A 23,004-nucleotide genomic window follows, 5' to 3' on the forward strand; every position below is an offset into this window, starting at 1 on the left:
TTTGTCTTTAAACGCAACGAGTGTCTTGCGTTGTCGCCTCGAGCGGCGATTCGACTATGCTGATATTTCCCGACATACATTGGACACGACAATGCGCTACAAGATCCCTGTCATCATCTCTTCCGTAGGTTGTTTCGCCTTGGCGACGGCCGCCCATGGCTTTACCCCGCAGGGCGAAGACACACGCTATGAGGTCGATGGTGAGTCCTTCAGCGGTTACTTCGTCTCTGGCGGTGACAACCCGAAAGGCAGTGTCATCATCGTCCATGACTGGGACGGCCTGGATGACTATGAGCGCCAGCGCGCCGACATGCTGGCCGAGGAGGGTTACGATGCGTTTGCCGTCGACCTGTTCGGTGAAGGCAATCGCCCCCAGGCCATCGAAGATAATCAGGCTGCCACGCGAGCACTCTATGAAGACCGCGAGCGCATGCGTCAATTGACCCTGGCAGGCCTTGCCCATGCCCGTGAGGTAGGCGCCGCTTCACGCAGCGTGATCATGGGGTACTGCTTTGGCGGCGCCGTCGCGCTGGAAATGGCCCGTTCAGGCGAGGCGGATGACATCGCGGCCTATACCAGCTTTCACGGCGGCCTGGACACTCCTGAAGGCCAGGCATACGCAGCCGATACGGCACCCATCTATATCGCCCACGGTGGCGCCGATGATGCGGTGAGCCTGGAGGATGTCGCCACCCTGGCGACGGAGCTCGAAGCCGCAGGCGTTACCTACGAGATTGGCATCTACTCCGGTGCGCCGCACGCCTTCAGTGTATTCGGCAGCGACCGCTATCACGAACGCGCCGACCAGCAGTCCTGGGCCACGTTTCAACAGTGGCTGGCAGAGATGCTTTGATCAGCACCCAAAAAAACGACGGCAGCTTTGGAAGCTGCCGTCGTTTTTTCATCCAGCCACGGTCAACGAGCAACGCTGCCCCTTACACGGACGATTCGCTATCGCCCTCTTCGTCCCGATGCGGTGTCACCACGGTAGAAGCAGACTGGCGGGCATCCTGAGCGTTGTAGAGACGCGCATCGATCACGTTCAGTACCGCCAACTGGGCAAACAGTACAGCGAAGCAGATAATCAGACCTTTCAACATGGCGGTATTCCTTAGGGGGCTAACAGCCTGTTAGCATAATTTGGATGTTAGCCAAATGCTGAAAGAATGCAACGGCACCAAAAAAATAAAATGCCCCAGGCGCGTCAGAACTCTTCGGTATCGATATCCGCCTGCTGTGCATCGCTGTAACGGCTGCCTGCTACCGTCTCTGGGCCCATCATCTGGCGGAGGCTGACCAATACATCCGCATCGAGGCGAAGGTTCTCTGCCGCCAGGTTCTCACGCATGTGCTGGGTAGAACAGCTGCCCGGTATCGGTACGACGTTCTCCCCCTGTGCACAGACCCAGGCCAGCGCCAACTGGGCAGGCGTCCACCCTTGGCGTGCGGCCAGCGCCTTGAAATCAGCCAGTGCTTGTACATTCTGCACCAGGTTATCGCCCGTGAAGCGTGGCATGTTGGCCCGCATGTCGCCCTGAGGGAACGTCGTATACGTATCCATCGTGCCCGTCAGGAAGCCTCTGCCCAGGGGGCTGAAGGCTACCAACGTCACTCCAAGCGCTTCACAGGCCTGCTTGAGGGCAATTTCGGGGTTGCGGGTCCACAGCGAATACTCGGACTGAACGGCCGCAATGGGGTACTCGGCATGAGCCCTGCGTAACGTCGCTGCTGAAATCTCCGATAGCCCCACCGCGCCCAGCTTGCCCTCCTCTACCAGGCGCCCCAGCGCGCCCACGCTCTCTTCGATGGGAACCTGACGGTCAAGGCGATGCAAATAGTAGATATCGACATGATCGGTTTTCAGGCGCGCCAAGCTCTCTTCACACTGTCTGCGCAAGGTATCGGGGCGACCGTCGATCACCCGCTGGCCGCGCTCCATGTCCATGGCCATTCCGCCTTTACTGGCCAGCAGCAGCGCGTGACGTTTGTTGGCCAGGGCGCTCCCCAGCAGCCGCTCGTTGGCCGTACCGCCATACAGCGTGGCGGTATCGAAATGGCGATATCCCATCTCGAAGGCTTCTTCCAAGGCACGGATGGCCTCGGCGTCCGATACGCGTTGGCCATACCCATGGGACAGGTTCATGCAGCCCAGGCCAATGCGGGGTGACCCGACCTCATTCAACCGCTTCAGAAATGCAGACATGAATAACCTCGACTTGCCTATTCAAGTGATCAGGACACGGCGCCGTGTACGGCTATTTGTGCAGCGAGCCAGTGTGGCACGCGGTGTTCGAGATAATAGCGTGGCCGCCATGGCGTGCCTTCGATAAATCCCACATGGCCCCCCTGTGCATGCAGCTCCAGCGTGACGCAAGACGCCCACTCACCGCTCGGCGGCACGCTATGAGGATAAACGAAAGGGTCATCCGACGAATGAATCACCAGCGTGGGTCTTGCGATGCTGCCAATGAAGTAAGCACTGCTACAACGCCGATAATACTCGGCCGCACTGGCAAACCCATGCAAAGGCGCCGTCACGCGACCATCGAAGTCCCAGAAGGTGCGCATTCCCTCCAGACTTTGCAAAGCGCTCAAACGTGCCAACTCTTCCTCGCGGCCCTGGGCTTCGAACGCGTGACGCTTGTTCTCCACGTAGCGGCGCAGGTCACGCAGAAAGCGCGCTTGATACACCCTGGACGCCCCCTGGCTGATACGGTCGGCACAGTGGTCGAGCCGAAAGGGAACCGACACCGCCACGGCGGCCTGTAAAGGGCACTGCTCGCCGGTTTCTCCCAGGTACTTCAGCAACACATTGCCACCCAAGGAGTAACCGACGGCGGCCAGTGGTTTCTGCGGCGCCCGTGCCACCAGTTGGGCTACGATATCGGCCAGATCCTCGCTGGCCCCGGAGTGATACCCTCGGGCTCGGTGATTCGGCTCACCTGAGCAGCCACGCCAGTTCACCGCAACGCTTTGCCAGCCCATGGCCGCCAAGGCCAGCTGCTGGCCAACGATATAGTGAGAAGAAGCACTGCCCGTCAGACCATGCAGCAACAAAGCACAAGGCACCTGTGGCCCTTCAGGCCCATACCAATCCAGGTCGATGAAATCCCCATCCTGCAGGGTCAGGCGTTCACGGTGGCGCGACAGGGCCGCACGGCGACGTAACAGCGGGCTATACACAGTTTGAAGATGGCCATTGACCAGCCAGCGGGACGGCTGAAACACAGGCAGGGCTCCTGTTACACGCTCAAGTAGCCGATAAGCTTAACAAACTTTCGGCAACCGCTGCCGATATGCGCTAGGGTTAACGTACCCATCATGACCAAGGAGAGGATTATGGAACGTTTTGCCGTCTACCGTGCAGTAAAGGAAAGTGCCGAAATCGACGACCAGCCCGAGTGGTGGGTGGTCGACACGAGGAATGAAAACGAACGCGATGGCGAGCTGGTTCGCCACCGGGGCGCCACCAAGCCCGAAGCCGACGATGTGGCAAATACTCTCAACGAGCAAACACACGACGAGCAGCCATAAGGCTACTCATCCACGTCGACCTTGCGCAGGTCTTCCACGGCCACGCCTTCCGGCAAATCGTCGGGCTGAGCAGCCAGCCACACGGGCGACAGGTCGCTATCCTCTCGCCCATCGTCATGACGATGCCCCGGTATTCGATAAACCACCCGCTCTCGGCGATGGTCCCAGGCAAACACTTTATCCATGGTGCGCTCCTGCGCAAGTGATACCTCGATCAACACCCGCCTTGGCGGGTTTTGATGCGTCATGTCAGGCGCTTTCTCAAGGCCTTTCCCACAGCATGTCACCGGTGGGGCCATCCAGGCGCAGAACCTCGATACTCAGCTGCGCATCGTCGCTGATCGACGGATTACCCCATGCTCCGGTGCTATCCGGGGCCAGGCTCCACTCCAGCGTTTCACCGGGCTCGATGCCCCCGGAAATGGTATAGAAGAAGGTTTCATCCACCCAAGGCGTCGACCGCCCCGGGCTTTGCAGTACGCCTCGAAAATGGGCCTGTGCCACCGGTTCGCCCGTGTTGTTGGTAACTCGAAGTTCGATCACCGGCGTGCTGCCAGCCCCCCCTTCATCGTTTAACCGATACTCGGCACTTTCCACCACGAACCGGCTCAGCATTTCTTGAGCAATGGGCTCTTCCAGCTCATGGCCTTCCTTGTCTTTCTCGGGCAAGTTCCCTGCCAGGGCCAGCACTTGCGGCCCACTCAACCCGTGCAAACTGCGCCGGGCCTCGGTCGCGAGGGCTTCCAGCTCGTCATCACGCAGTTCACTGAGCTGAACGATGGTCAGCCCCTGCTGGGAACGGCGCATCAGCAGCGTATTCACGGCCTCGTCGAAGCGTTCAGCCTCGCTGTCATCCAGTGAAGCACGAATTTCATCGAGGGATCGGTCAAAGTATCGCGGGTTGGAAGCGTCGATGATCGGTTCTGCAAAAGCAACGCCCGCCATGGCCATCGTCATCGCTACCGCTAATATCCGTTTCATAGAGTCACCATCCTGTTGGTTGAGTTAACAACATAAGCTATCTAGTGGCGCTTTGGAAATAGCCTTCGAGGGCGGATTGATCACTTGAAACTGCCCTTCGGGCCAGTGGCAGCCAGTGCTGTCCGCCAGTGATCGGGAAGGTGCATCGCTACGTGGGTGGCTTCGGTCTGCTTTTCCAGAAGGCTATACAACCGCCGCGGCCAGGATGTTCCAGGATTGATTACCACCATCAGGTGGCCAAGCATCACGAAATGGTTATAGATGTAACGGGCCTGTTCACCGGGTGTTTCTGGATGCAAGAGAAGCGGCATCCTACGGATGTGGGGATATTTTTTCGAGAAGCGACGGTTCCATAAGCGTGCATGATGGGCACACACATTACGCAGCTGACTGAGGTTATGAAAAATGCCTTGGGCTATTTCGATGGTCGGTAGATCAAGCTGCTGAATCACTACCTTTTTAATTTCTGTAGGCATGGTGAGTTCAACCCACTGCGATAGCGCTCCAAATGTCAGTGTTTCCGCCATGATCCAAATAGGGGGCAATCCAGCCCCACGATACTTCTGGCGATAGTGCTTTACAAACGCCTCTTCATTGTCTTGTAGATCGTTGGCTGCTCTGGCCACCTGCTTGGCGTGTTTGTAAGGACAATGAAAGTACTGAGCATCCAAATACGCATGCGGTCCTTTTTGAAGAGCAAATGCATTCACCCATAACGAGCGCAGGGAGACTTCCACCCGCTCCAAGGCTTCAAGACAAATCAGACGTAACTCACGGTCAAATATATAATGCTGGAGCACATCATCAAACGAGGTACCTGCAACGAAACGGTGGGTACGCCCAACGTCAGCGAGCGCATTAGGCTCTTCAAAAGGCAACCAGTAAGCGCTTAAGCGGTAATAGCCAATATGCGTGAGGTAATGCTCGGCACGAGCGGTATCTGGCACATTCATGCCCCGCTTGCGGAGTAGCGACACTTGCTGCTCAATAGGGATAGGAGGCTTGTCATAGTACATTTTGGAAGCCCCAAAATAGTAACCCCCCGGTTTGAGCATCACCGCAGCGCGCTGCAGGATAGGCTTGGGGGGTGTTGTTGAAGTCTATTATAGGCATGTTGCTCATCAGCAGCAAGATAAACCCCGCGTCGACAGGTACTGGTTAATCGACAAGGCCCACCTGATACATATCCATGGTATCAAGCAGGCAGGCAGGCACCCTGACGATAGCGTCCCCTTTAAGTAGCGCTGGCAACGAATACAGATGGAGATAAATACATTCTCGGCCAAATCACACGCATAAAAAAAGCCCCTGACGAATCAGGAGCTTTTTCAAATAAGTGGCGGAGGGACAGGGATTCGAACCCTGGATAGGCTATTAACCTATGCCGGTTTTCAAGACCGGTGCATTCAACCGCTCTGCCATCCCTCCGGCTTATGGGTGCGTATAATAACAGCTTTCCCTTGGAAGTCAACGCCTTTTGAATCAATTAGTAGAGTCTTAAGCCTACTCGGGTAATGTCGCCGCCTTCCATCTCGCTGACCACCCAGTGAATGCCGTGCCAGTCCACGTCGTCCCCCACCACCGGGTGGCCGCCTACCCGCAGGGAGACGAACTCGGCCAGGGTCATCTCCTGCTCGCCGGGGCTCAGGGTCAGGCCGTAGGCCTGGGCGATGTCTTGCATCTGAGCGGTGCCGTCCAGGGTAAAGGTACCGAAGAACGCCCGCTCCTGCTTGAGCTTGGCATCGCCATTGAACAAGCGATTCAGAGCCACCAGGTCTTCACTGCGACCAATCACGCAGATCACATCCCCCAGCTTCAATCGGGTGCTGCCTTTGGGGTGGAGCATGACGTGGTTGCGAAACAGCGACGAGATCAAGGCGCCGGAGGGAAACCGCAGCAGCCGGATAGGCACATCGTCCAGGTCCTGGTTTTCCACCGTGTAGACGAACATTTCAAAATCGTTTTCCGGCAGGATGCCCAACGGGCCGCGCCGATTGGGCGTGGTGCCCACAGGCACCTGCACCTTCAACCAGCGGGCCACCAGATTGAGCGAACCGCCTTGAATCAGCAACGACATCAGCACCACCGCGAAGGCCACGTTGAAGTAGAGAGAAGCATTTTCGACGCCGCCAATGACCGGGAAAATGGCCAGCACGATAGGCACGGCACCCCGCAAGCCAACCCAGGCAATAAAGAAGGTCTCGCGCCAGCGGAACTTGAAAAACGGCTTGATGGTGATCAGCACCGCCAGCGGGCGGGCAATAAAGATCAAGGCCAATGCCACCAGGCTGGCCGGAAGCGCTACTTCCCAGAGCTGGCTGGGCGCGACCAGCAGGCCCAGCACCAGGAACAGGCCGATCTGGCTTAACCAGGCCAGCCCGTCGTGCACCGGCAGAATGAAGTTGAGGTGCCTGCCCGGCTGATTGCCGATCATCAACCCAGCCAGGTAAATGGCCAGGAAGCCACTGCCGCCCAGCACGCTGGTAAGGCCAAAGACACTGAACCCCAGGGCAAGCGCCAGCATGGAGTAGAGGCCAGGCGCCAGGTCCAGCCAGCGCAACAACTTGGCGCTGCCCCAGCCGCCCGCCACGCCCACCAGCAGGCCGATGCCGAACTGAGAAACGAAAAACAGCAGCGTCTCGCTGATGCCACCAATATCCCCCACCAGCATCTCGACCAGCATCAGCGTCAGGAAAATCGCCATCGGGTCGTTGGTGCCTGACTCGATCTCCAGCGTTGCCCCAACCCGCTCGTTCAGGTTCACCCCACGGCCACTGAGCATCGAGAACACGGCCGCCGCATCGGTGGAGCCGACGATGGCCCCCACCAGCAGCCCCTGGATCAAGGTGAGATCGAAGACCCACATGGCAATCACGCCAACGATGGCGCTGGTGATGAACACCCCAAGCGTTGCCAGCGATAGGGCTGGACGAAACCCCACGCGAAACGTCTTGAGACGGGTACGCAACCCACCATCCAGCAGAATCATGGCCAGCGCTAGGTGGCCGATGGTGAAGGCCATGGAGTAGTCATCGAACTCGAGACCCAATAAGCCCTCCTCCCCGGCAAGCATACCCAACCCCAGGAAGATCAGCAGCAGCGGCACACCCATCATGGAAGACAAGCGGCTCGCCAGGATGCTGAGCGCCATGAGGGTACCGCCTACCAGAAAGAAGGTATAAATTGTGTCCATGAGTCTCCGTCTCTACATCAATGCCGTTCTATTATTGCATGCCCAGGCTGATTTTACTGAGCAAGTTGGCCAGATTGCCCCAGGGCTAGCCAGAGACTTCTCCTGACAGCTAAACTCCGCCGTCGTACCTTCTGGAGTTCAGGTTATGTTGAACGCATTCTTGCGTGCCCGTTCCATCCTTACCCTAGTCTTAGCGTTTTTTTTATTATTTTCAATTTCAGCCACTTACGCAAATGATACGGAAACACCCGGCACACCCTTGCAGTTGGAGAGCGACCTGGTGCTGCCTGAAGGGTTGTGGCACAGCGCTCCCCCACCCGAAGTAGAAGCGGCTACCGTCGCAAGCGACGAGCCTGAGACATCTGCCCCGGAACAAGCGTCCAGTGAAGACGATGCTCCCAGTATGGCGCTGGTGCCACCGCCGCCTCTGGACCCACCGCCCATGAAGCGTCTGAACCTGATGCTGGATTGGTACCTGAGCCCCCAGCATGCTCCCCTGATCGTTGCCAAAGAGCGCGGTCTGTTTGCGCTGCAAGGCCTGGAGGTGGAACTACAGACGCCTGCAGACCCGACCATCGCCATCAAACTGTTGGCGGCTGGAGAAGTGGATCTGGCGCTGTCGCGCCAGCCGCTGCTACACCTGAATGTGCATGATGGTGCCCCCATCGTGCGGATTGCCACGCTGGTCGAAACCCCGTTGAATGCCGTGGTCGTGGCAGGCACCGCCACTTCGCCCGACCCCCTCCAGGGATTGGGCAGAGTCCACTATGGCTTCTCGACCCGCGAAGGGCGCGACCTGCTGGCGGAACCGCTGGTGCCCCTGTCCCTGCGGCAAATCGATGAATTTTCGCCCGCCGAAAACGTCCACTTCGATGCGGCCGGCGCCCTGCGCGAGGGGCGCGTCGACGCCATTGCCGACGGCTTTTATCTGACCCTGCCGGACGAGCTGGCCTCAGACGGTATCGTCACCCACACGGTGCGTTATCAAGCGCTCGACATTCCCCGCCATGACGGCCTGATTCTGCTGGCCAACAGCGATTCTGTCGCGCGGCGGGCAGCCACCTGGTCGCGCCTGGTGACGGCCCTGGAAGAAGCCAGCAACTGGATCGTCGACCACCCCGACGAGGCCTGGCAACTGGTGATCAACACTCAGCCAGTGCTCGACAACCCGGTCAACCAAGGCGCCTGGGCAAATATCGTGCGCCGCCTGGCGCTGAGCCCAGCCGCCCTAGATGAGCGTCGTTACAGCGCCTTCGAACGTTACCTGCTGGCCTCCGGCACGATAGACGCCACGCTGCCTGCCTCCCGGCTGGCACTCAATCCGCATACCCTGGCCGAGCCATAAGCGCGCCCAGGCGGGAGCCGCATGAACGATACGCCACTGATTTTCATCGACATAGAAACCACCGGCACACGCGCTACCCGTGACCGCATCACGGAAATTGCCGCCTTGAAAATCAACGGCGGTCACGTCGTGGAGCGCTGGATCAGCCTGATTCAGCCCACAACGGGAGTACCGGCCCATATCAGCCGACTGACAGGAATCGACGATGCAATGCTCAGGGAGGCGCCCACCTTTGCTTGCATTGCCGAGGAGCTCAACGGGTGGTTGGGGCGTGACACGCTGGTGGCGCACAACGCTCGCTTCGATGCAGGCTTCCTGCGCAACGAGTTCAAACGCGCCGAAATTGCTTACCGACCCAAGGTGATCTGCACCCTGCGCCTTGCCAGGCGACTGGCACCGCAGCTGCCCAAGCACAATCTGACGGCATTGCTGGCCCATTACGACGTTCCCAGAACCAACGCCCACCGAGCAGAAGAGGATGTGCAAGCCCTGTGGGGCCTTTGGCAAACCTGGCAACAGCGGTTCGATACGCCCACCTGGCAGGCGGCGTTGGCTGACGAGCAGCGTCACCGCAGCCTGCCCGCACACCTTCCCAGCGAGCAGCTGGCGGGGCTGCCGGAAGCACCGGGCGTCTACCTGTTTTATGGGCACAACCGCCTGCCACTCTATGTGGGAAAGAGCGTCAATCTGCGATTGCGGGTGCTCGGCCACTTCCAGCGTGATCATCAGGATGACAAGGAAATGCGCCTGGCCCAGCAGATCCAGCACGTGGAATGGGAGGAAACGGCAGGCGACCTGAGCGCCCAACTGCGAGAAGCGCAGCTGGTAAAGCAGTTGATGCCCATCATGAACCGACAGCTACGCCGCCAGGGCAAGCTACACACCTGGTACTGGCCGGACGATGCGGCGCAGCCCACGCTGGCCAATGGCAAGCTGCTGGGGCAACCGCAGCCGGGCAAGCTGTTTGGCCTGTTCCGCAGCGCCAAGGAAGCCAAGGAGGCACTGCGCCACTTGGCCGAAGCGCATCAGCTCTGCCCGCAGGTATTGGGGCTGGACAAGGGCAAGGGACGCTGCTTTGCCCACCAGCTGGGGCGATGCCGGGGGGCGTGTTGCGGCGAGGAAACACGAGAGGCACACACGCTGCGTGCCCAGCAAGCGCTGGCGGGCCTGCAGATCAGCGCCTGGCCGTGGCCTGGCCGTATCATTCTGCGCGAACAGAGCCGCCCCACGGGTCCGGCGGCCTATCACTTGATCGATCACTGGTGCTATCTGGGCAGCGCCCCATCGCGGCAGGCGGCGCTGGCGTTGAAAACACCTGCCGGGCAGTTCGATATGGATACCTACCGCATTCTCAACCGCTTCATCCGCGACGCCGAACAGCACGGGCTGTCGATCGAGCCGCTGGGTTGAGTGGCTGGATTGGTGGTTGGATTGAGCGGGCCAGCGTCAGGAGTGCGCCGCAATAAAAGCGTCGACCCCCTGCTGAAACGCTTCAGGCTGGTCGGCATGCAGCCAATGCCCAGCATTCTTCAACGTCACCAGGCGGGCCCGTGGCAGCACTTCGCGTAGTTTGGGCAGCATCTCATCCGTCACGTAGTGAGAGTTGGCCCCACGCAGCACCAGCGTTGGCCCCTCGTAGGCAGTCTCTCCTTCCGGCTCACCGATGATGTGCTCATAGCCACGCTGAATTTCGTCCAGACCCACGCGAATGCTCATCCCCCCCTGCTCGTCTCGTACCAGGTTGGTGGCCAGGAACAGTCGCGTGGGGCGCTCGCTGACATGCTCCGCCAATAGCGCATCGGCTTCACGGCGATTGGCAGGCTTGGCGTCTCTGACGCGATTCAGCGCCGCGAACACATCGTCATGACCATGCTGGTAGGCCACCGGAGCGATATCGGCCACCATCAGCGACAGGCAGCGCTCGGGGGCTTGCCGAGCCAGCGTCATGGCCACTTTTCCGCCCATGGAGTGGCCAAGAATATGCGCATCCTCGATGGAGAGCTTGTCCATCACTGCCAGCACGTCATCGCTCATGGCGGTGTAGTGCATGCCTTCGGCATGGGGCGAGCGGCCATGATTGCGCAGATCCACCGCCACCACCCGGCGCTTGCGCTGCCACACCTTGAGATGCGAGCGCCAGTTGTCGGCACTTCCCAACAATCCATGAATGACGATCAGCGGCGCTTGCTGAGGCGCTTCCACCTCGGCGGGCAGATCGATCACGTGCAGGTCGACAGTGGCCTGTTCGGTCATGGGGGCTCCTTGATGATTAAGCGGTGCGTGGTTCGGCATCTGTCTGGCCGGTCCATACCACCAGCCTGCGCGTCAGCCACGCCAGCAATAGGCCGTACAGCGGCAGGAAGAACAGCAGGCTGATCGCCAGTTTGATGACGTAGTCCACCGTGGCAATTTCCACCCAGTGGGCGGCCATGAACGGATCGGGGCTGTTGTAAAAGGCGGTCGCAAAAAAGGCAAAGGTATCCGCCAGGTTACCCAGGATAGTGGAGCAGACCGGCGCTACCCACCAGGCCCATTGGCGCAACCGGTCAAAGACCTGCACATCCAGCAATTGGCCCAGCACGTAGGCCAGGAAGCTGGCCAGGGCAATCCGCGCCACGAACAGGTTCCACTCGCCCAGCGCTTCCAGGCCCGCGAAACTGCCACGGGGAAACACCACCGACACCACATAGGATACCAGCAGCGCGGGAAACATGACCCGTAATACGATAGTGCGTGCAGGCCCTTTACCAAACAGGCGCACGGTCAGGTCGGTAGCCAGAAAGATGAACGGAAAGCTGAAGGCTCCCCAGGTGGTGTGAAAGCCGAACAGCGTAAAGGGAAGCTGCACCAGATAGTTGCTGGCGGCAATGATGGCAATATGGAAAAGGACCATTACCGTCAGGCAACGGCGATGCTGAAGATCGGTGAGCGCAAACATGGAGCGAGACCTTTTTTGGTGGCAAGAGGGGTTAGGGAACCCTCGTGAACAGCGTAATGACGCTACTGGGGCGCGCATTATACGCCTTCTCGCTGGTAATGAAAGCCGCCCAGGCTCTCCGGGCGGCCAACCTGGTTTCAGTCCTGCTGCGGCTTCGCTTGCTCAGCGGCACCGATCTGACGCTGGCACATGGCTTCATGAACGTCATCGAGACTGGTGGGGTCATCGATGGTCGATGGAATACCGTAGGACTTGCCATCGGCGATATTGCGCAGCAGCTTGCGCAATATCTTGCCCGAACGGGTTTTCGGTAGCCGATTGACCACCAGCACCTGCTTGAAGCAGGCAATCGGGCCGATATGTTCACGCACTCGCTCGATCAGCTCGGCTTCCAGCGTCGCTTCGTCGCCCTGGAAGCCATCCTTGGGGATGACCAGTCCTATCGGGAGCTGCCCTTTCAACTCGTCATGAATGCCAATGACCGCGCATTCGGCCACCGCCGGGTGGGCACCCACCACTTCCTCCATTTCACCGGTGGAGAGGCGATGCCCCGCCACATTGATCACGTCATCGGTGCGCCCCATGATGAACAGGTAGCCCTCCTCATCGAAATAGCCGCCATCCCCGGTGAGGTAAAAACCTGGGAAAGCCGCCATATAGGCGCTGTGGAAACGCTGCGGGTCCCGCCATACGCCGATCAGGCAACCTGGTGGCAACGGCTGCTTGATCACCACGCTCCCCTGCTGCATGGACTCGGCCTGCTCACCGTCGCGATCCAGAATGCGTACGTCGAAGCCGGGCACAGGATACGTGGCCGAACCGGCCTTGGTGGGCACGGCTTCGATGCCGGGCAAGTTGGCGGCAATCGGCCAGCCGGTTTCGGTTTGCCACCAGTGATCGATCACCGGCACATCCAGCAGGTCATCCAGCCAATGGAACGTGGGGGGATCGAGCCGCTCCCCCGCCACATACAGATGTTTCAGGCTGCTGATATCGTATTGCGAGAGTCGCTTGGCGTCCGGGTCCTCTTTCTTGATGGCCCGGAACGCCGTAGGCGCCGTAAAGAAGCTCTTGACGCGGTACTCCTCGATCAGCCGCCAGAATGCCCCGGCATCCGGCGTGCGCACGGGCTTGCCTTCGTACACCACCGTGGTGCAGCCACGCAGCAGCGGCGCATAGACGATATAGGAGTGCCCGACGACCCACCCCACATCCGAAGCCGTGAACATCACGTCGCCCGGCGCCAGGTCGTAAATGGCCTCCATGGAGTAGTGCAGCGCCACGGCGTAACCACCCGTATCGCGCACCACGCCCTTGGGCTTACCCGTGGTACCTGAGGTGTACAGGATATACAGCGGGTCGGTCGCCTTGACGGGCACACAGTCGGCGGCCTGGGCACTGGCTTCGAGCGTCGCCCAATCGTGATCCTCCGGCTGCAGCTCGGCCCGGTGGGCATCGCGTTGGAACACCACGCACGCCTGTGGTTTGAAGCTGCTCAGCTCGATGGCACGCTCCACGATGGGCTTGTAAGGCAGTACCTTATCGACCTCGACCCCGCAAGAAGCTGCAATCACCACCTTGGGCTCGGCATCTTCGATGCGTACTGCCAGCTCGTGGGGGGCAAAGCCGCCAAAGACCACGGAGTGCACCGCGCCTAGGCGGGCACAGGCGTACATGGCAATCAGCGCCTCGGGCACCATGGGCATGTAGATGATCACCCGGTCACCTTGGGTGACGCCCAGCTGTGCCAAGCCACCGGCTACCTTGGCGACTCGGTCACGCAGCTGACGGTAAGTGAGCGTCTGTTTGCAGCGGGTGACCGGCGAGTCCCAGAAAATGGCCGCCTGTTCGCCGCGGCCCTGCTCTACGTGTACGTCGATGGCGGCGTGACAGATATTGAGCACACCATCGCTGAACCAGCGGGCGTGCTGCTGCTCGTCGTAACTGAGGATAGTGCTGGGAGGGGTGAACCAGGGCAGCTTGCGAGCCTGCTCGGCCCAGAACGCTTCTGGCTGTTCGACCGACTGGCGGTAAACGGAGTGATAACGATTCATGGTGGCCTTGTCATTGTTGTGAGCTTGATTGTTGACACTCTACAAAGCAAAGCATGCTTTCACCCTCATACTATCGGCTTAAATTCGACCAAAGCAAAAGCAAAAAACACAAATTGTCGACAAAAAATCAACACTTATCATTGATAGAACGTTAAACGTGGTTTTGGACAAAAAGCGCTAAATTAATGATCATTCAACAACCCAATCCTCGCGACGCGACGATGGCTACATAATCAATAACAACGCTGTCACCACAGTGTAGGCAAGGAGAGTTTCATGTCTGCTTCTACTAGCGCCGCTGCACGCCTTCTGGAACACAATGGACTCGCCATTGAGGCAGGCACTCAATTGCTCAAGGCCCTGGCCAATGAAAAACGTTTGCAAATCCTTTGCTTGCTGGCAGAAACGGAACTGTCTGTCACGCAGATCAATCAACAGCTGGCGTTGAGCCAGTCCGCGCTCTCCCAGCATTTGGCCATTCTACGGCGCGACAAACTGGTCGAGACACGCCGCGAATCACAAACCATCTATTACTCGCTCAACAGTGACAGTGCCAGGGCGATCATCAGCACCCTGGCCCAACACTATGCGGCCTGATTTTTTCAGGTCAACGACGCAGCCAACCGGCTGATTCGATCACCCCCAACGCTTTCACCAGCGCATTTTCGATACCCGCCGACACTGCAAGGCCAAACCTGCGCCCCATGGTTTTCGGCGGCTCCAGCTTCACCCGGTATACCTGCGCATCGGCCATGCGCTCGACCAGGTAGGCTTCGCTGGTGCCTACGCTGTCCACCAGTTTGTTTTCCAGCGCTTCGCTGCCGTACCAGATTTCTCCCGTGGCCAGCTGCTCGATGTCCATCTCGGGACGGTGGCTGGCAACAAAAGATTTGAACAGGCGATGGGTATTCTCCAAGTCATCAATGAACTTCTCACGCCCTTCCTGGGTGTTTTCTCCCAATATCGTCAAAGTACGCTTGTACTTGCCGGCAGTGAGCAACTCCACATCGATATCGTTGCGTTTGAGCAAACGGTGAATATTGGGCACCTGGGCCACGACGCCGATGGAGCCAATGACCGCAAACGGGGCCGCTTTGATGTGGTGAGCGGTACACGCCATCATGTAGCCACCGCTGGCCGCGACCTTATCGATACACACCGTGGTGGTCAGCCCTGCTTCTCGCAGTCTGTCCAATTGGGCCGACGCCAGGCCATAGGCGTGCACCAATCCGCCCGCCGACTCCAGGCGCACCACGACCTCATCACTGGCGGTGGCCACCTCGATCACCGCCGACACTTCCTGGGCAAAGGTTTCAGCCTGGGAGGCCTTGATATCGCCATGGAAATCCAGCACCCACACTTTTTGAACAGAATCAGAGGCATTCTTACCCTGCTTGGCCGCCTTTTGCCGCGCTTTCTCTTCCTGACGAAAGGCCTTGATCAGTTTCTTGCGGGCGCCCTGCTCGGTGGTACTGACTCGCAGCCGTCGGCCACGGGCTCGACGCTGATCGTTCAGTGATTCCACCTGCAACTTCAGTCCCGATGACAGGGACTCCTTGCTACGCATCACCAGCATCAGCAACGCTGCCGCTGCTGCCAATACCAGCGTGGTTTGCAGCAGGAAGGTGCCCATTTCCACCAACCATTCCGCCATGATTCGTCTCCTCAGGTATTTTTAAACGCTGGAAAGTATTAGTGTACGGGCTTTATCCGCAGATTGTGAGGAAGTGTCAACGAGGCTTGATTAAAACAACTGTTTGAAATACTCTCGTGAGATAACGTCAATCCGCACCAACTCGTTACGTGAGCATACCTTATGTCATCCAATACGCTTGAAAAACTGCAATCTCGTTTTAATCCCGACGCAGCCAAAGGCATGAACGAAGTCTTCCAGTTTCATTTTTCCGATGCTGGCAGCCACTATCTCTCGGTACAGGACGGTAGCTTGGGGGTGCATGAAGGCGAGCACGACGACCCGTCTGTGAGCTTGAGCCTGAGCACCGATACCCTCAAGGGCATCATGAGTGGCGACATCAACGGTATGACCGCCTTCATGACCGGCAAACTCAAGGCGACCGGCAACGTCACGCTGGCCACCAAGCTGACCAGCCTGTTCCCGGCCAAGTAAGCCATCAGCGCCAACGGGCCAGATGCGTCTCGATCAAATCCCTTGAAATAGAGTACGGCGGCGGCAGCGCAGGCAGCTGCCGCGGCGAAAACCAGGCGGCATCGCTGATTTCGACCCCATCGATGGTGATTCGCTGGGTCGTGGCCTCGGCGAAATAGCCCAGCATCAGCGAATGCGGGAAAGGCCAGGCCTGACTGTGGTGATAGCGCAGTTGATCCACGTGCACGCCTACCTCTTCGAACACTTCCCGATGCACGGCCTCTTCTGCCGACTCCCCCGGCTCGATGAACCCCGCCAGGGTAGAGTAGCGGCCGGGCGGAAAACGCGGGCTGCGCGCCAGCAGCATGGCTTCACCCCGGGTCACCAGCGTGATGATACAGGGTGAAATTCGCGGGTAGTTGCGATGCCCGCACGCATAGCAGTGCATGGCGAACTCGGCTTCCAGCTTGGACGCCCGCTCACCGCAGCGGCTACAAAAACGGTGGTTTTCCAGCCAGGCGCCTACCTGCAATGCCGTGGCCAGCAGGCTAAACCAGGAAGCTGGCAGCTCTGCCAACCACTGGCGCCCTTCTATCCAGGCATCCCCAGGCTCACTCTCCAGCTGCAAGGCCACGGGCTCATCATGCCAGTAGCACAAGGGCTGCATGTGCTCGTCCCAGGGTTGATGGGGCTGAAGCGGGGATAGCTCACCCACCAGCGGTGCCGGCGCAATGTGACTGCGCGCGACGCGAATCACTCGGCCTTCACGCGCATGGTGCGGGATTTCACGTCTAAGCATCGGCCGTACCACTCTCGCCGCTTGCCGACAGCCAACGCAGTTGATGCGCCTGACACTTTGCCTGATGAGCGGCCTGCTCTTCTGCGCTGGGGCGAATCACTCGTAGCTGGCCTGGCGCCAACGACAGCCGCTGAACCGACAGCCCTTCGTTGGCCTGGCGCTCTTCGCGCTGGTCATTGCCACTCTCGGCATCCAGGGTCAACGCCGTTTGCCCACCGGTCATCGCCAAGTAGACATCGGCCAGAATTTCCGCATCCAGCAAGGCCCCGTGAAGCACTCGGTGGCCATTATCGATGTCGTACCGTTTGCAGAGCGCGTCCAGATTGTTGCGTTGGCCAGGGTGCATTTCGCGGGCCATGACCAGCGTATCCAGGATACGGCAGTGCTCCCTGACCGGCCCCAGTATCGGCGACTTGCGCCGCTTGTTGAGCATGTTCAGCTCGTGGTCGATGAAGCCCACGTCGAACGGCGCGTTGTGAATGACCAGCTCGGCCCCATCGATGAAGGCCCAGAACGCGTCGGCAATCTGAGCAAATACCGGCTCGTTGGCTACTTTGGCATCATCGATGCCGTGGACGGCCACCACCTCGGCATCGATATGACGCTCAGGGTTGATGTATTGGTGATACGTGCGCCCGGTAAACCGCCGATTGATCATTTCGACGGCGCCAATCTCTACCAGACGATGGCCATCCTTGGGGTCGATACCAGTCGTTTCGGTATCCAGAATCACTTGGCGCATGGGGTCTTGCTCCTCTGGTGCTCATCGATGGCCTCGTTGGCCAAGGCGTCGGCGCGCTCGTTACCGGGGTGGCCACTATGCCCTTTGACCCAATGCCATTCGACACGATGGCGCTGGGTCTCTTCGTGCAGGGATTTCCAGAGCTCGGCATTTTTCACCGGCTGCTTGGAGGCGGTTTTCCAACCACGTTTCATCCAGTTGTGAATCCACTGGGTAATGCCTTGGCGAACGTACTGCGAATCGGTCCACAACGCCACATCACAGGGCTTGTTGAGCGTGCGCAGCGCCATGATGGCCGCCATCAATTCCATACGATTATTGGTGGTGTTCGCTTCGAAGCCTTTCAAGGTCTTCTCATGGGTACCGCTGACCAGCAGCACTCCCCATCCGCCGGGGCCAGGATTGCCACGACACGCCCCATCGGTATACACCGTGACACGGGGCAGCCCATTGGCTGCTTGGTTATTCACGCTCACTATCCTTTTCTATACAACGTTTTCCAGCGGGTAGCCGGGCGGCTGCGCTGGTGCGTGTGGCACCGATCGATGATGAAACCGGCGTACGCAAACCGAACTTGACGCGTTGAATGGGAGCATGACGCTGCCGACGCTGCGCCTGAATCATGTAACTCTCACCCAGCGGCATGTTGTGGCGTCGGCCAAGCCGCTCCCAGCGTTCGCGACAAGTGGTGCTCATGGGGCCACGAAAACAGCAGTAGTCTACGCGCTCCACCTCGAAATCGACAAACGCGAGCCAGTCCCGCAAGCGGTTCACCGTGCGCCACTGGCCTTGCCAAGGATACTCGGCCTTGCGCCATCGGCGACTGAGCCCGTTGAGGCCCACTGGATTGAAGCCAAACAGCACCAGCACGCCGTTGTCTGCCGTGACCCGCGCGGCTTCCTGGAGCGTGTGGTGCGCATCCGGCAAATATTCGAGCCAATGATGAATCACCATGACGTCCAGACAGCGGTCCGGGAGTGCCAGCTGTTCCGGGGGGCAAATCAGGGTGGATTCACTCTGAGCGGCCTCTCTGCTGGGCGCCCAGACCACTTGATGAGCAATGCCGGACATGGTCATCAATGGCGGGGCCATGCCCATCTCCAGGCTATGCCCACCTTTTCTGCCTTCCACCACGGGCCCAAGGCAAGCACGCTGCGCATCCCACAAAGCGCGCCCAGCGTCTGTCTGCCAGTAGGCTCGCGCCTCTGCAAGCGAGTGGGCAAGGCGCGGTGCATTGGGCGAATTTGACATGAACGGCACTTGCCTCCACAGTATTGGGCTTTTGAGGGGCGCGCTGCCACGCTACGCAGCGCACGGCAAATTTTTCAAGCAGGTCTGACAAACTCCGAGGGATCTCGCCCATGATGAGCGTGACACCGATACCCGCCTTAAGCGACAACTATATTTGGCTGATAAGACAGGATAACAGTCAAGGCGTCTGCGTGGTGGACCCCGGTGAAGCGCCCCCCGTGATCGATTTCCTCGAGCGGGAATCCCTGACCCTCGATACGATCCTGATCACCCATCACCATCATGACCACACCGGCGGACTGGCGGCACTGAAAGCGCGCTACTCGCCCATGGTGATTGGCCCGCACAACCCGGATATTCAGGGTATCGACCAGCGCGTCGGCGAGGGCGACCAGGTAAGAGTACTGGGCCGCGCCTTCGAAGTGATGGAAACCCCAGGCCATACGCTCGATCATATCAGCTACTTTACGCCAGGTATCCCAGCCCTTCTTTTCTGTGGCGACACGTTGTTTCATGCCGGCTGTGGCCGCCTTTTCGAAGGCACACCAGAGCAGATGCTGACTTCATTGCGTCGTTTTGCGGAACTCCCCCAGGAAACACTGGTCTTTGCAGCGCATGAATATACTCAGGCAAATCTGAGCTTTGCACGTGCTGCGGATCCTGAAAACGATGCTGTAACACGCGCACAACAGGAGTGCGAAAAGGCCCGGGCGCTAGGCAGGCCCACCTTACCCAGCACGATAGGACGCGAGCTGACGATCAACCCCTACCTGCGTGTCGGTACCGAGAGTGTGCGCCAAGCCGCAGGCATGCAAGGGGCAAATGACGACGAACTCGCTACGTTCACCACTCTGCGTGAGTGGAAGAACCGTTTTTAAGAACGCTATCGAATAGAAACGAACACACTATGACTTATCGAACGCTTCGCCAGCGCTTGCTATTGAGCGCCGGCAGTACGGTTATTATGGGCCTTTTTTTGGCCGCCGCTGCGAATACTCAAGCCTCTGCCACGGATCCCCAATGGGGCTCCCACACCAGCAATACCGACTCCTCTGCGCTAGGTGATGCCGAGGATGCCTTGACGGCCCGACCCACTGCGTTTCAGCACCACTTCTGGGAAGCTCTCGAACTGCAACCCCAGGACGCCTGGAGCATCCTGCGCTCGAGTTTTCAGTGGCAGGAGAAGCACCTGCCCGCCGATGCCCAGGCACGGGTAGACGAGTGGATTCAATTCTACAGCGCCAGCCCCCAGAATATCGCCTCGATCACCGAGCGTGCCACGCCCTGGCTTGCCTGGATTGCCCAACAGGTATCCGAGCGAGGCCTGCCCGGTGAAATTGCCCTGATCCCCTTTGTCGAAAGCTCTTTCGACCCCAGCGCCCGCAGCCATATGGGTGCCGCCGGATTATGGCAGTTCATGCCCGGCACCGGTGATGCACTGGGCCTGGTTCGCAACGGTCAGTACGATGGCCGCCTGGACGTGGTGACCTCCACGGATGCAGCGCTTAACTACCTGGAAATGCAGGCCGACGAGTGGTACGAAGGCGACATCATGCTCTCCTTGGCGGCTTACAATGCCGGCGCTGGCACAGTCAATCGTGCTCGCCAGCAGGCTCAGAATCAGGGCATGGCGGGCCACTACTGGGATTTGGCGCTGCCCAACGAGACCATGCAGTACGTTCCCAAATTGAAAGCCATTGCCACCATCATCGACAATCCTGAACGTTACGGCGTCAGTTTGCCTGACATTCACGCGGAACCGGCCTTCGCCAAAGTACAGCTGGAGCAGCCCGTCAGCCTGGCACAAGCCTCTCGCTTGCTGGATGTCAGCCAGTCGGCCCTGGCCGAGCTGAACCCGGGCCTGCTGAATGGCAGCATCGACCCCAACAGCGCTCAAACACTGTTGGTACCCGAAGAAGTGGACACCCAGGTGCTGGCGCAGCTATCGCAGACAAGCGGCAGCTACGCGGCGGCAAACTCCCCTTCCGTACACCGCGTTGAACGCGGTGACAATCTTTCCACAATTGCCGCGCGCTATAATCTTGATCAGCAAGATTTAATCAGGTGGAATGGGCTGGATCGCCCAGAAGCCCTGCAGCCCGGTCAGTTGCTCTCGTTATCGGATGGCTAGCGCGACCAGCCCCCCGTGATCACCTCCGGTTTTGCCACTACAGGACGTTACCAATGCCACGCGGTGAGTTGTTGTCAAAAGCAGTCCTACTGGTCAGTGGCCTACTGCTGAGTGCCACTCTATGGGCTTCACCGCTAGGTGAGAGTGGTGTTCCCGTCCCCACGGTGCACGGGCTATCGCTTTACGATAGCCCTGAGCTGCCCGAAGACTTTGCCTACTTCCCCCACGTAAACCCGCAGGCTCCCAAGGGCGGCTCCATCACCCATACCGCCGTGGGTGGCAGTTTCGACTCCACCAACCCTTTTATCATTCGCGGTACTCCGGCCACCGGCATTTCACAAATTTACGACACGCTGATGGCCAGCAACCCCAACGAGCCGTTCAGCCTGTATGGCCTGCTGGCCCGTGGCGTGCGCCTGGACCCTGAGCGCGAGTGGATCGAGTTCGACCTGCACGAGCAGGCACGCTTTCAAGATGGTGAGCCGGTCACCGCTTACGATGTGGTGTTCACCTTTGACCTGCTGCGCGAACAAGGCAACCCTTTCTACGCCAGCTACTACGCGGGGGTCGAACGAGTCACGGCCATCAATGAGCATCAGGTGCGTTTCGAGTTCAATGACACCCAGTCCCGAGAACTGCCTTTGATCGTCGCGCAGCTGCCGATCTTGCCGCGCCATTACTGGGAACCCCGCGACTTTACCGCCCCCACCCTGGCGGCCCATCCGGGGTCTGGTCCCTACCGCATCAGCGAGGTCGACCCTGGCCGTCGCATCGTCTACCAGCGCGATGACAATTACTGGGGCAAGGACCTTCCCGTCAATGTCGGGCGCTACAACATCGACCGCATTGCCTATGAGTATTACCGGGATCGTGATATTTCCTGGGAAGCTTTCAAGGCAGGCTTGACCGATTTTCGCATCGATGCCCGTGCTGCCACCTGGGCGATTGGCTACGACTTCCCTGCCTATCGTCAGGGGCAGGTCAAACGTCTTACCGTTCCCGATGTCAATCCCTCGATGATGCAGGCCTTCGTGTTCAACCTGCGTCGCGAGAAGTTTCAAGACCCACGGGTACGTGAAGCGTTAAGCCTCACCTTCGATTTTCCGTGGCTGAACACCAATATTTTTTATGGCACGTATTATCGTACCGAGAGCTTCTTTCAAAACTCCGAGATGGAAGCCGTCGGCCTGCCTACCGAAGAAGAGCTGGCGCTGCTGGAGCCCTTCCGTGACGAGCTGCTGGCATCGCATCAATCCGAGCGGCTGTTTACCGACCCGCTGCCCATCGAGCAGCCTGTCGAGCTACGCGAGCGACTCAGGCGTGCGCTGACGCTGCTGGAAGACGCAGGGTATGTGGTGGAGGATGGCGTGTTGGTCAACGAGCAGACGGGCCGTCCGCTAAGTCTGGAAGTATTGATGTACGACTCCGGCATGGAGCGCGTGGTACAGCCCATGCTGCGTAACATGGCGCGCCTGGGTATCCAGACCTCCATGCGCATCGTCGATATCAACCAGTACCTGAACCGCGTGCGCAGCTACGATTACGACATGGTCATCAGCCACTTCCCCCAATCCAACAACCCCGGCAACGAGCAGCGCGACTACTGGACCAGCGCGGCCGCCGAGTCACCGCAGAGTCGTAACCGTATGGCTCTGGCGCATCCGGCCGTGGACTCGCTGGTGGAACAGCTGATTCGCGCCGAGGATCGAGAAACCCTCGACACCATCACCCACGCGCTGGATCGTGTGCTGCGCTGGGGGTTCTATGTGATTCCGCACTACCACTCGGGGGAAACCCGGATTGCCGTGTGGGACAAGTTTGGTTATCCCGACCCGGCACCCGCCTACGCCATGGACCTGGATGCCTGGTGGGTCGACAGTGAGCGCGAAGCTGCGCTGGAGCGTCGCAACCGCCGCTGAACGCAGAACA

23 protein-coding genes, 1 tRNA gene and 1 pseudogene are annotated in these 23,004 nt (G+C 59.2%); 9 read left to right on the forward strand and 16 right to left on the reverse strand.

Going from position 1 to position 23,004, the window contains the following annotated elements:
• Positions 1–91 precede the first annotated feature (91 nt).
• The gene (locus tag LG409_RS09000; protein WP_227408045.1) at positions 92–853 is read left to right on the forward strand and encodes a dienelactone hydrolase family protein; all 762 of its coding nucleotides are present in this window, start codon (positions 92–94) and stop codon (positions 851–853) included.
• Between the two features lie 82 nt (positions 854–935).
• Here LG409_RS09000 and LG409_RS09005 read toward each other — a convergent pair whose 3' ends face one another.
• The 3 genes from LG409_RS09005 to LG409_RS09015 all read right to left on the reverse strand — a co-directional run bounded on the left by LG409_RS09005 (position 936) and on the right by LG409_RS09015 (position 3,228).
• Positions 936–1,100: a hypothetical protein gene (locus LG409_RS09005; RefSeq protein WP_016913867.1), complete on the reverse strand. Its 165-nt coding sequence runs from the start codon at positions 1,098–1,100 to the stop codon at positions 936–938.
• 104 nt (positions 1,101–1,204) lie between these two features.
• Positions 1,205–2,203 (reverse strand): aldo/keto reductase, encoded by a 999-nt coding sequence (locus LG409_RS09010; RefSeq protein WP_227408046.1) that lies wholly within the window; start codon positions 2,201–2,203, stop codon positions 1,205–1,207.
• Between the two features lie 29 nt (positions 2,204–2,232).
• The gene (locus LG409_RS09015; protein ID WP_052196383.1) at positions 2,233–3,228 is read right to left on the reverse strand and encodes a hydrolase; all 996 of its coding nucleotides are present in this window, start codon (positions 3,226–3,228) and stop codon (positions 2,233–2,235) included.
• Positions 3,229–3,339: 111 nt separating this feature from the next.
• On the opposite strand from LG409_RS09015, the gene LG409_RS09020 reads away from it, so the two are divergent.
• Entirely contained in the window at positions 3,340–3,534 is a 195-nt protein-coding gene (locus LG409_RS09020) for a hypothetical protein (protein WP_227408047.1), read from the forward strand.
• Positions 3,535–3,536: 2 nt separating this feature from the next.
• On the opposite strand, the gene LG409_RS09025 is transcribed toward LG409_RS09020, so the two are convergent.
• The 5 genes from LG409_RS09025 to LG409_RS09045 form a co-directional block, all read right to left on the reverse strand.
• Positions 3,537–3,782, reverse strand: coding sequence for a hypothetical protein (locus LG409_RS09025; protein ID WP_227408048.1), 246 nt, complete (start codon positions 3,780–3,782; stop codon positions 3,537–3,539).
• 13 nt (positions 3,783–3,795) lie between these two features.
• Positions 3,796–4,515 carry a DUF6694 family lipoprotein gene (locus tag LG409_RS09030; protein ID WP_227408049.1) on the reverse strand — a complete coding sequence of 240 codons (720 nt, stop codon included), beginning with the start codon at positions 4,513–4,515 and terminating at the stop codon, positions 3,796–3,798.
• Between the two features lie 80 nt (positions 4,516–4,595).
• Positions 4,596–5,531: an Abi family protein gene (locus LG409_RS09035; RefSeq protein WP_157779981.1), complete on the reverse strand. Its 936-nt coding sequence runs from the start codon at positions 5,529–5,531 to the stop codon at positions 4,596–4,598.
• A 321-nt stretch (positions 5,532–5,852) separates the two neighbouring features.
• Positions 5,853–5,943: transfer RNA gene (locus tag LG409_RS09040), tRNA-Ser, on the reverse strand.
• Positions 5,944–6,001: 58 nt separating this feature from the next.
• Positions 6,002–7,708, reverse strand: a complete 1,707-nt coding sequence (locus LG409_RS09045; protein WP_039177886.1) for a potassium/proton antiporter — start codon at positions 7,706–7,708, stop codon at positions 6,002–6,004.
• A gap of 259 nt (positions 7,709–7,967) precedes the next feature.
• On the opposite strand from LG409_RS09045, the gene LG409_RS09050 reads away from it, so the two are divergent.
• A complete protein-coding gene (locus LG409_RS09050; protein ID WP_319799347.1) occupies positions 7,968–9,053 on the forward strand; it encodes an ABC transporter substrate-binding protein in 1,086 nt (361 codons plus the stop codon).
• Positions 9,054–9,074: 21 nt separating this feature from the next.
• Positions 9,075–10,463: an exonuclease domain-containing protein gene (locus LG409_RS09055; protein ID WP_227408051.1), complete on the forward strand. Its 1,389-nt coding sequence runs from the start codon at positions 9,075–9,077 to the stop codon at positions 10,461–10,463.
• Positions 10,464–10,499: 36 nt separating this feature from the next.
• Here LG409_RS09055 and LG409_RS09060 read toward each other — a convergent pair whose 3' ends face one another.
• The 3 genes and pseudogenes from LG409_RS09060 to LG409_RS09070 all read right to left on the reverse strand — a co-directional run.
• Entirely contained in the window at positions 10,500–11,306 is an 807-nt protein-coding gene (locus LG409_RS09060; RefSeq protein ID WP_227408052.1) for an alpha/beta fold hydrolase, read from the reverse strand.
• 16 nt (positions 11,307–11,322) lie between these two features.
• Complete coding sequence (locus LG409_RS09065; protein ID WP_016913879.1) at positions 11,323–11,991, reverse strand: 7-cyano-7-deazaguanine/7-aminomethyl-7-deazaguanine transporter; 669 nt, start codon at positions 11,989–11,991, stop codon at positions 11,323–11,325.
• A gap of 137 nt (positions 11,992–12,128) precedes the next feature.
• Positions 12,129–14,066: pseudogene (locus tag LG409_RS09070) on the reverse strand (propionyl-CoA synthetase); the annotation flags it as partial.
• A gap of 255 nt (positions 14,067–14,321) precedes the next feature.
• Here LG409_RS09070 and LG409_RS09075 point away from each other — a divergent pair.
• The gene (locus LG409_RS09075) at positions 14,322–14,642 is read left to right on the forward strand and encodes an ArsR/SmtB family transcription factor (protein ID WP_039177873.1); all 321 of its coding nucleotides are present in this window, start codon (positions 14,322–14,324) and stop codon (positions 14,640–14,642) included.
• Between the two features lie 10 nt (positions 14,643–14,652).
• Here the strand turns inward: LG409_RS09075 and sohB are convergent, their stop codons facing one another.
• A complete protein-coding gene (gene sohB / locus LG409_RS09080; protein WP_227408054.1) occupies positions 14,653–15,699 on the reverse strand; it encodes a protease SohB in 1,047 nt (348 codons plus the stop codon).
• A gap of 162 nt (positions 15,700–15,861) precedes the next feature.
• On the opposite strand from sohB, the gene LG409_RS09085 reads away from it, so the two are divergent.
• A complete protein-coding gene (locus tag LG409_RS09085; protein ID WP_227408055.1) occupies positions 15,862–16,173 on the forward strand; it encodes an SCP2 sterol-binding domain-containing protein in 312 nt (103 codons plus the stop codon).
• A 4-nt stretch (positions 16,174–16,177) separates the two neighbouring features.
• Here LG409_RS09085 and nudC read toward each other — a convergent pair whose 3' ends face one another.
• Genes nudC through LG409_RS09105 form a run of 4 tightly spaced genes read right to left on the reverse strand, consistent with a single transcriptional unit; the run spans position 16,178 to position 18,944 of the window.
• Entirely contained in the window at positions 16,178–16,951 is a 774-nt protein-coding gene (gene nudC / locus LG409_RS09090) for an NAD(+) diphosphatase (RefSeq protein WP_144984834.1), read from the reverse strand.
• A complete protein-coding gene (gene dnaQ, locus LG409_RS09095; protein WP_189463113.1) occupies positions 16,944–17,693 on the reverse strand; it encodes a DNA polymerase III subunit epsilon in 750 nt (249 codons plus the stop codon). The genes nudC and dnaQ overlap by 8 nt, the downstream gene beginning before the upstream one ends.
• Positions 17,681–18,163 carry a ribonuclease HI gene (gene rnhA, locus LG409_RS09100; RefSeq protein WP_227408056.1) on the reverse strand — a complete coding sequence of 161 codons (483 nt, stop codon included), beginning with the start codon at positions 18,161–18,163 and terminating at the stop codon, positions 17,681–17,683. Before rnhA ends, dnaQ begins: the two co-directional genes overlap by 13 nt.
• Positions 18,156–18,944: a class I SAM-dependent methyltransferase gene (locus LG409_RS09105; protein ID WP_227408057.1), complete on the reverse strand. Its 789-nt coding sequence runs from the start codon at positions 18,942–18,944 to the stop codon at positions 18,156–18,158. The genes rnhA and LG409_RS09105 overlap by 8 nt, the downstream gene beginning before the upstream one ends.
• Positions 18,945–19,054: 110 nt before the next feature.
• Here LG409_RS09105 and gloB point away from each other — a divergent pair, with 110 nt between their 5' ends.
• From gloB to LG409_RS09120, 3 genes are read left to right on the forward strand one after another with little or no spacing between them, the layout of a single operon-like run.
• Positions 19,055–19,822, forward strand: coding sequence for a hydroxyacylglutathione hydrolase (gene gloB, locus LG409_RS09110; protein WP_227408058.1), 768 nt, complete (start codon positions 19,055–19,057; stop codon positions 19,820–19,822).
• Between the two features lie 29 nt (positions 19,823–19,851).
• Positions 19,852–21,075 carry a transglycosylase SLT domain-containing protein gene (locus LG409_RS09115; protein WP_039177854.1) on the forward strand — a complete coding sequence of 408 codons (1,224 nt, stop codon included), beginning with the start codon at positions 19,852–19,854 and terminating at the stop codon, positions 21,073–21,075.
• Positions 21,076–21,128: 53 nt separating this feature from the next.
• Positions 21,129–22,994 (forward strand): extracellular solute-binding protein, encoded by a 1,866-nt coding sequence (locus tag LG409_RS09120; protein WP_227408059.1) that lies wholly within the window; start codon positions 21,129–21,131, stop codon positions 22,992–22,994.
• Positions 22,995–23,004 lie beyond the last annotated feature (10 nt).

The sequence above is a fragment of the Halomonas sp. NyZ770 genome (assembly GCF_020616575.1).
In the GTDB taxonomy this organism is placed as follows: Bacteria; Pseudomonadota; Gammaproteobacteria; order Pseudomonadales; family Halomonadaceae; genus Vreelandella; species Vreelandella hamiltonii.

What these genes read in the sequence shown, in the direction of transcription:
- LG409_RS09055 (WP_227408051.1), top strand. Translation starts at nt 9,075, where the DNA reads ATGAACGATACGCCACTGATTTTCATCGACATAGAAACCACCGGCACA.
- LG409_RS09035 (WP_157779981.1), bottom strand. Translation starts at nt 5,531, where the DNA reads ATGTACTATGACAAGCCTCCTATCCCTATTGAGCAGCAAGTGTCGCTA.
- LG409_RS09120 (WP_227408059.1), top strand. Translation starts at nt 21,129, where the DNA reads ATGCCACGCGGTGAGTTGTTGTCAAAAGCAGTCCTACTGGTCAGTGGC.
- LG409_RS09045 (WP_039177886.1), bottom strand. Translation starts at nt 7,708, where the DNA reads ATGGACACAATTTATACCTTCTTTCTGGTAGGCGGTACCCTCATGGCG.
- dnaQ (WP_189463113.1), bottom strand. Translation starts at nt 17,693, where the DNA reads ATGCGCCAAGTGATTCTGGATACCGAAACGACTGGTATCGACCCCAAG.
- gloB (WP_227408058.1), top strand. Translation starts at nt 19,055, where the DNA reads ATGATGAGCGTGACACCGATACCCGCCTTAAGCGACAACTATATTTGG.
- LG409_RS09105 (WP_227408057.1), bottom strand. Translation starts at nt 18,944, where the DNA reads ATGTCAAATTCGCCCAATGCACCGCGCCTTGCCCACTCGCTTGCAGAG.
- sohB (WP_227408054.1), bottom strand. Translation starts at nt 15,699, where the DNA reads ATGGCGGAATGGTTGGTGGAAATGGGCACCTTCCTGCTGCAAACCACG.
- LG409_RS09075 (WP_039177873.1), top strand. Translation starts at nt 14,322, where the DNA reads ATGTCTGCTTCTACTAGCGCCGCTGCACGCCTTCTGGAACACAATGGA.
- LG409_RS09000 (WP_227408045.1), top strand. Translation starts at nt 92, where the DNA reads ATGCGCTACAAGATCCCTGTCATCATCTCTTCCGTAGGTTGTTTCGCC.
- LG409_RS09115 (WP_039177854.1), top strand. Translation starts at nt 19,852, where the DNA reads ATGACTTATCGAACGCTTCGCCAGCGCTTGCTATTGAGCGCCGGCAGT.
- LG409_RS09065 (WP_016913879.1), bottom strand. Translation starts at nt 11,991, where the DNA reads ATGTTTGCGCTCACCGATCTTCAGCATCGCCGTTGCCTGACGGTAATG.
- nudC (WP_144984834.1), bottom strand. Translation starts at nt 16,951, where the DNA reads ATGCTTAGACGTGAAATCCCGCACCATGCGCGTGAAGGCCGAGTGATT.
- LG409_RS09085 (WP_227408055.1), top strand. Translation starts at nt 15,862, where the DNA reads ATGTCATCCAATACGCTTGAAAAACTGCAATCTCGTTTTAATCCCGAC.
- LG409_RS09005 (WP_016913867.1), bottom strand. Translation starts at nt 1,100, where the DNA reads ATGTTGAAAGGTCTGATTATCTGCTTCGCTGTACTGTTTGCCCAGTTG.
- LG409_RS09060 (WP_227408052.1), bottom strand. Translation starts at nt 11,306, where the DNA reads ATGACCGAACAGGCCACTGTCGACCTGCACGTGATCGATCTGCCCGCC.
- LG409_RS09030 (WP_227408049.1), bottom strand. Translation starts at nt 4,515, where the DNA reads ATGAAACGGATATTAGCGGTAGCGATGACGATGGCCATGGCGGGCGTT.
- LG409_RS09010 (WP_227408046.1), bottom strand. Translation starts at nt 2,203, where the DNA reads ATGTCTGCATTTCTGAAGCGGTTGAATGAGGTCGGGTCACCCCGCATT.
- LG409_RS09025 (WP_227408048.1), bottom strand. Translation starts at nt 3,782, where the DNA reads ATGACGCATCAAAACCCGCCAAGGCGGGTGTTGATCGAGGTATCACTT.
- LG409_RS09020 (WP_227408047.1), top strand. Translation starts at nt 3,340, where the DNA reads ATGGAACGTTTTGCCGTCTACCGTGCAGTAAAGGAAAGTGCCGAAATC.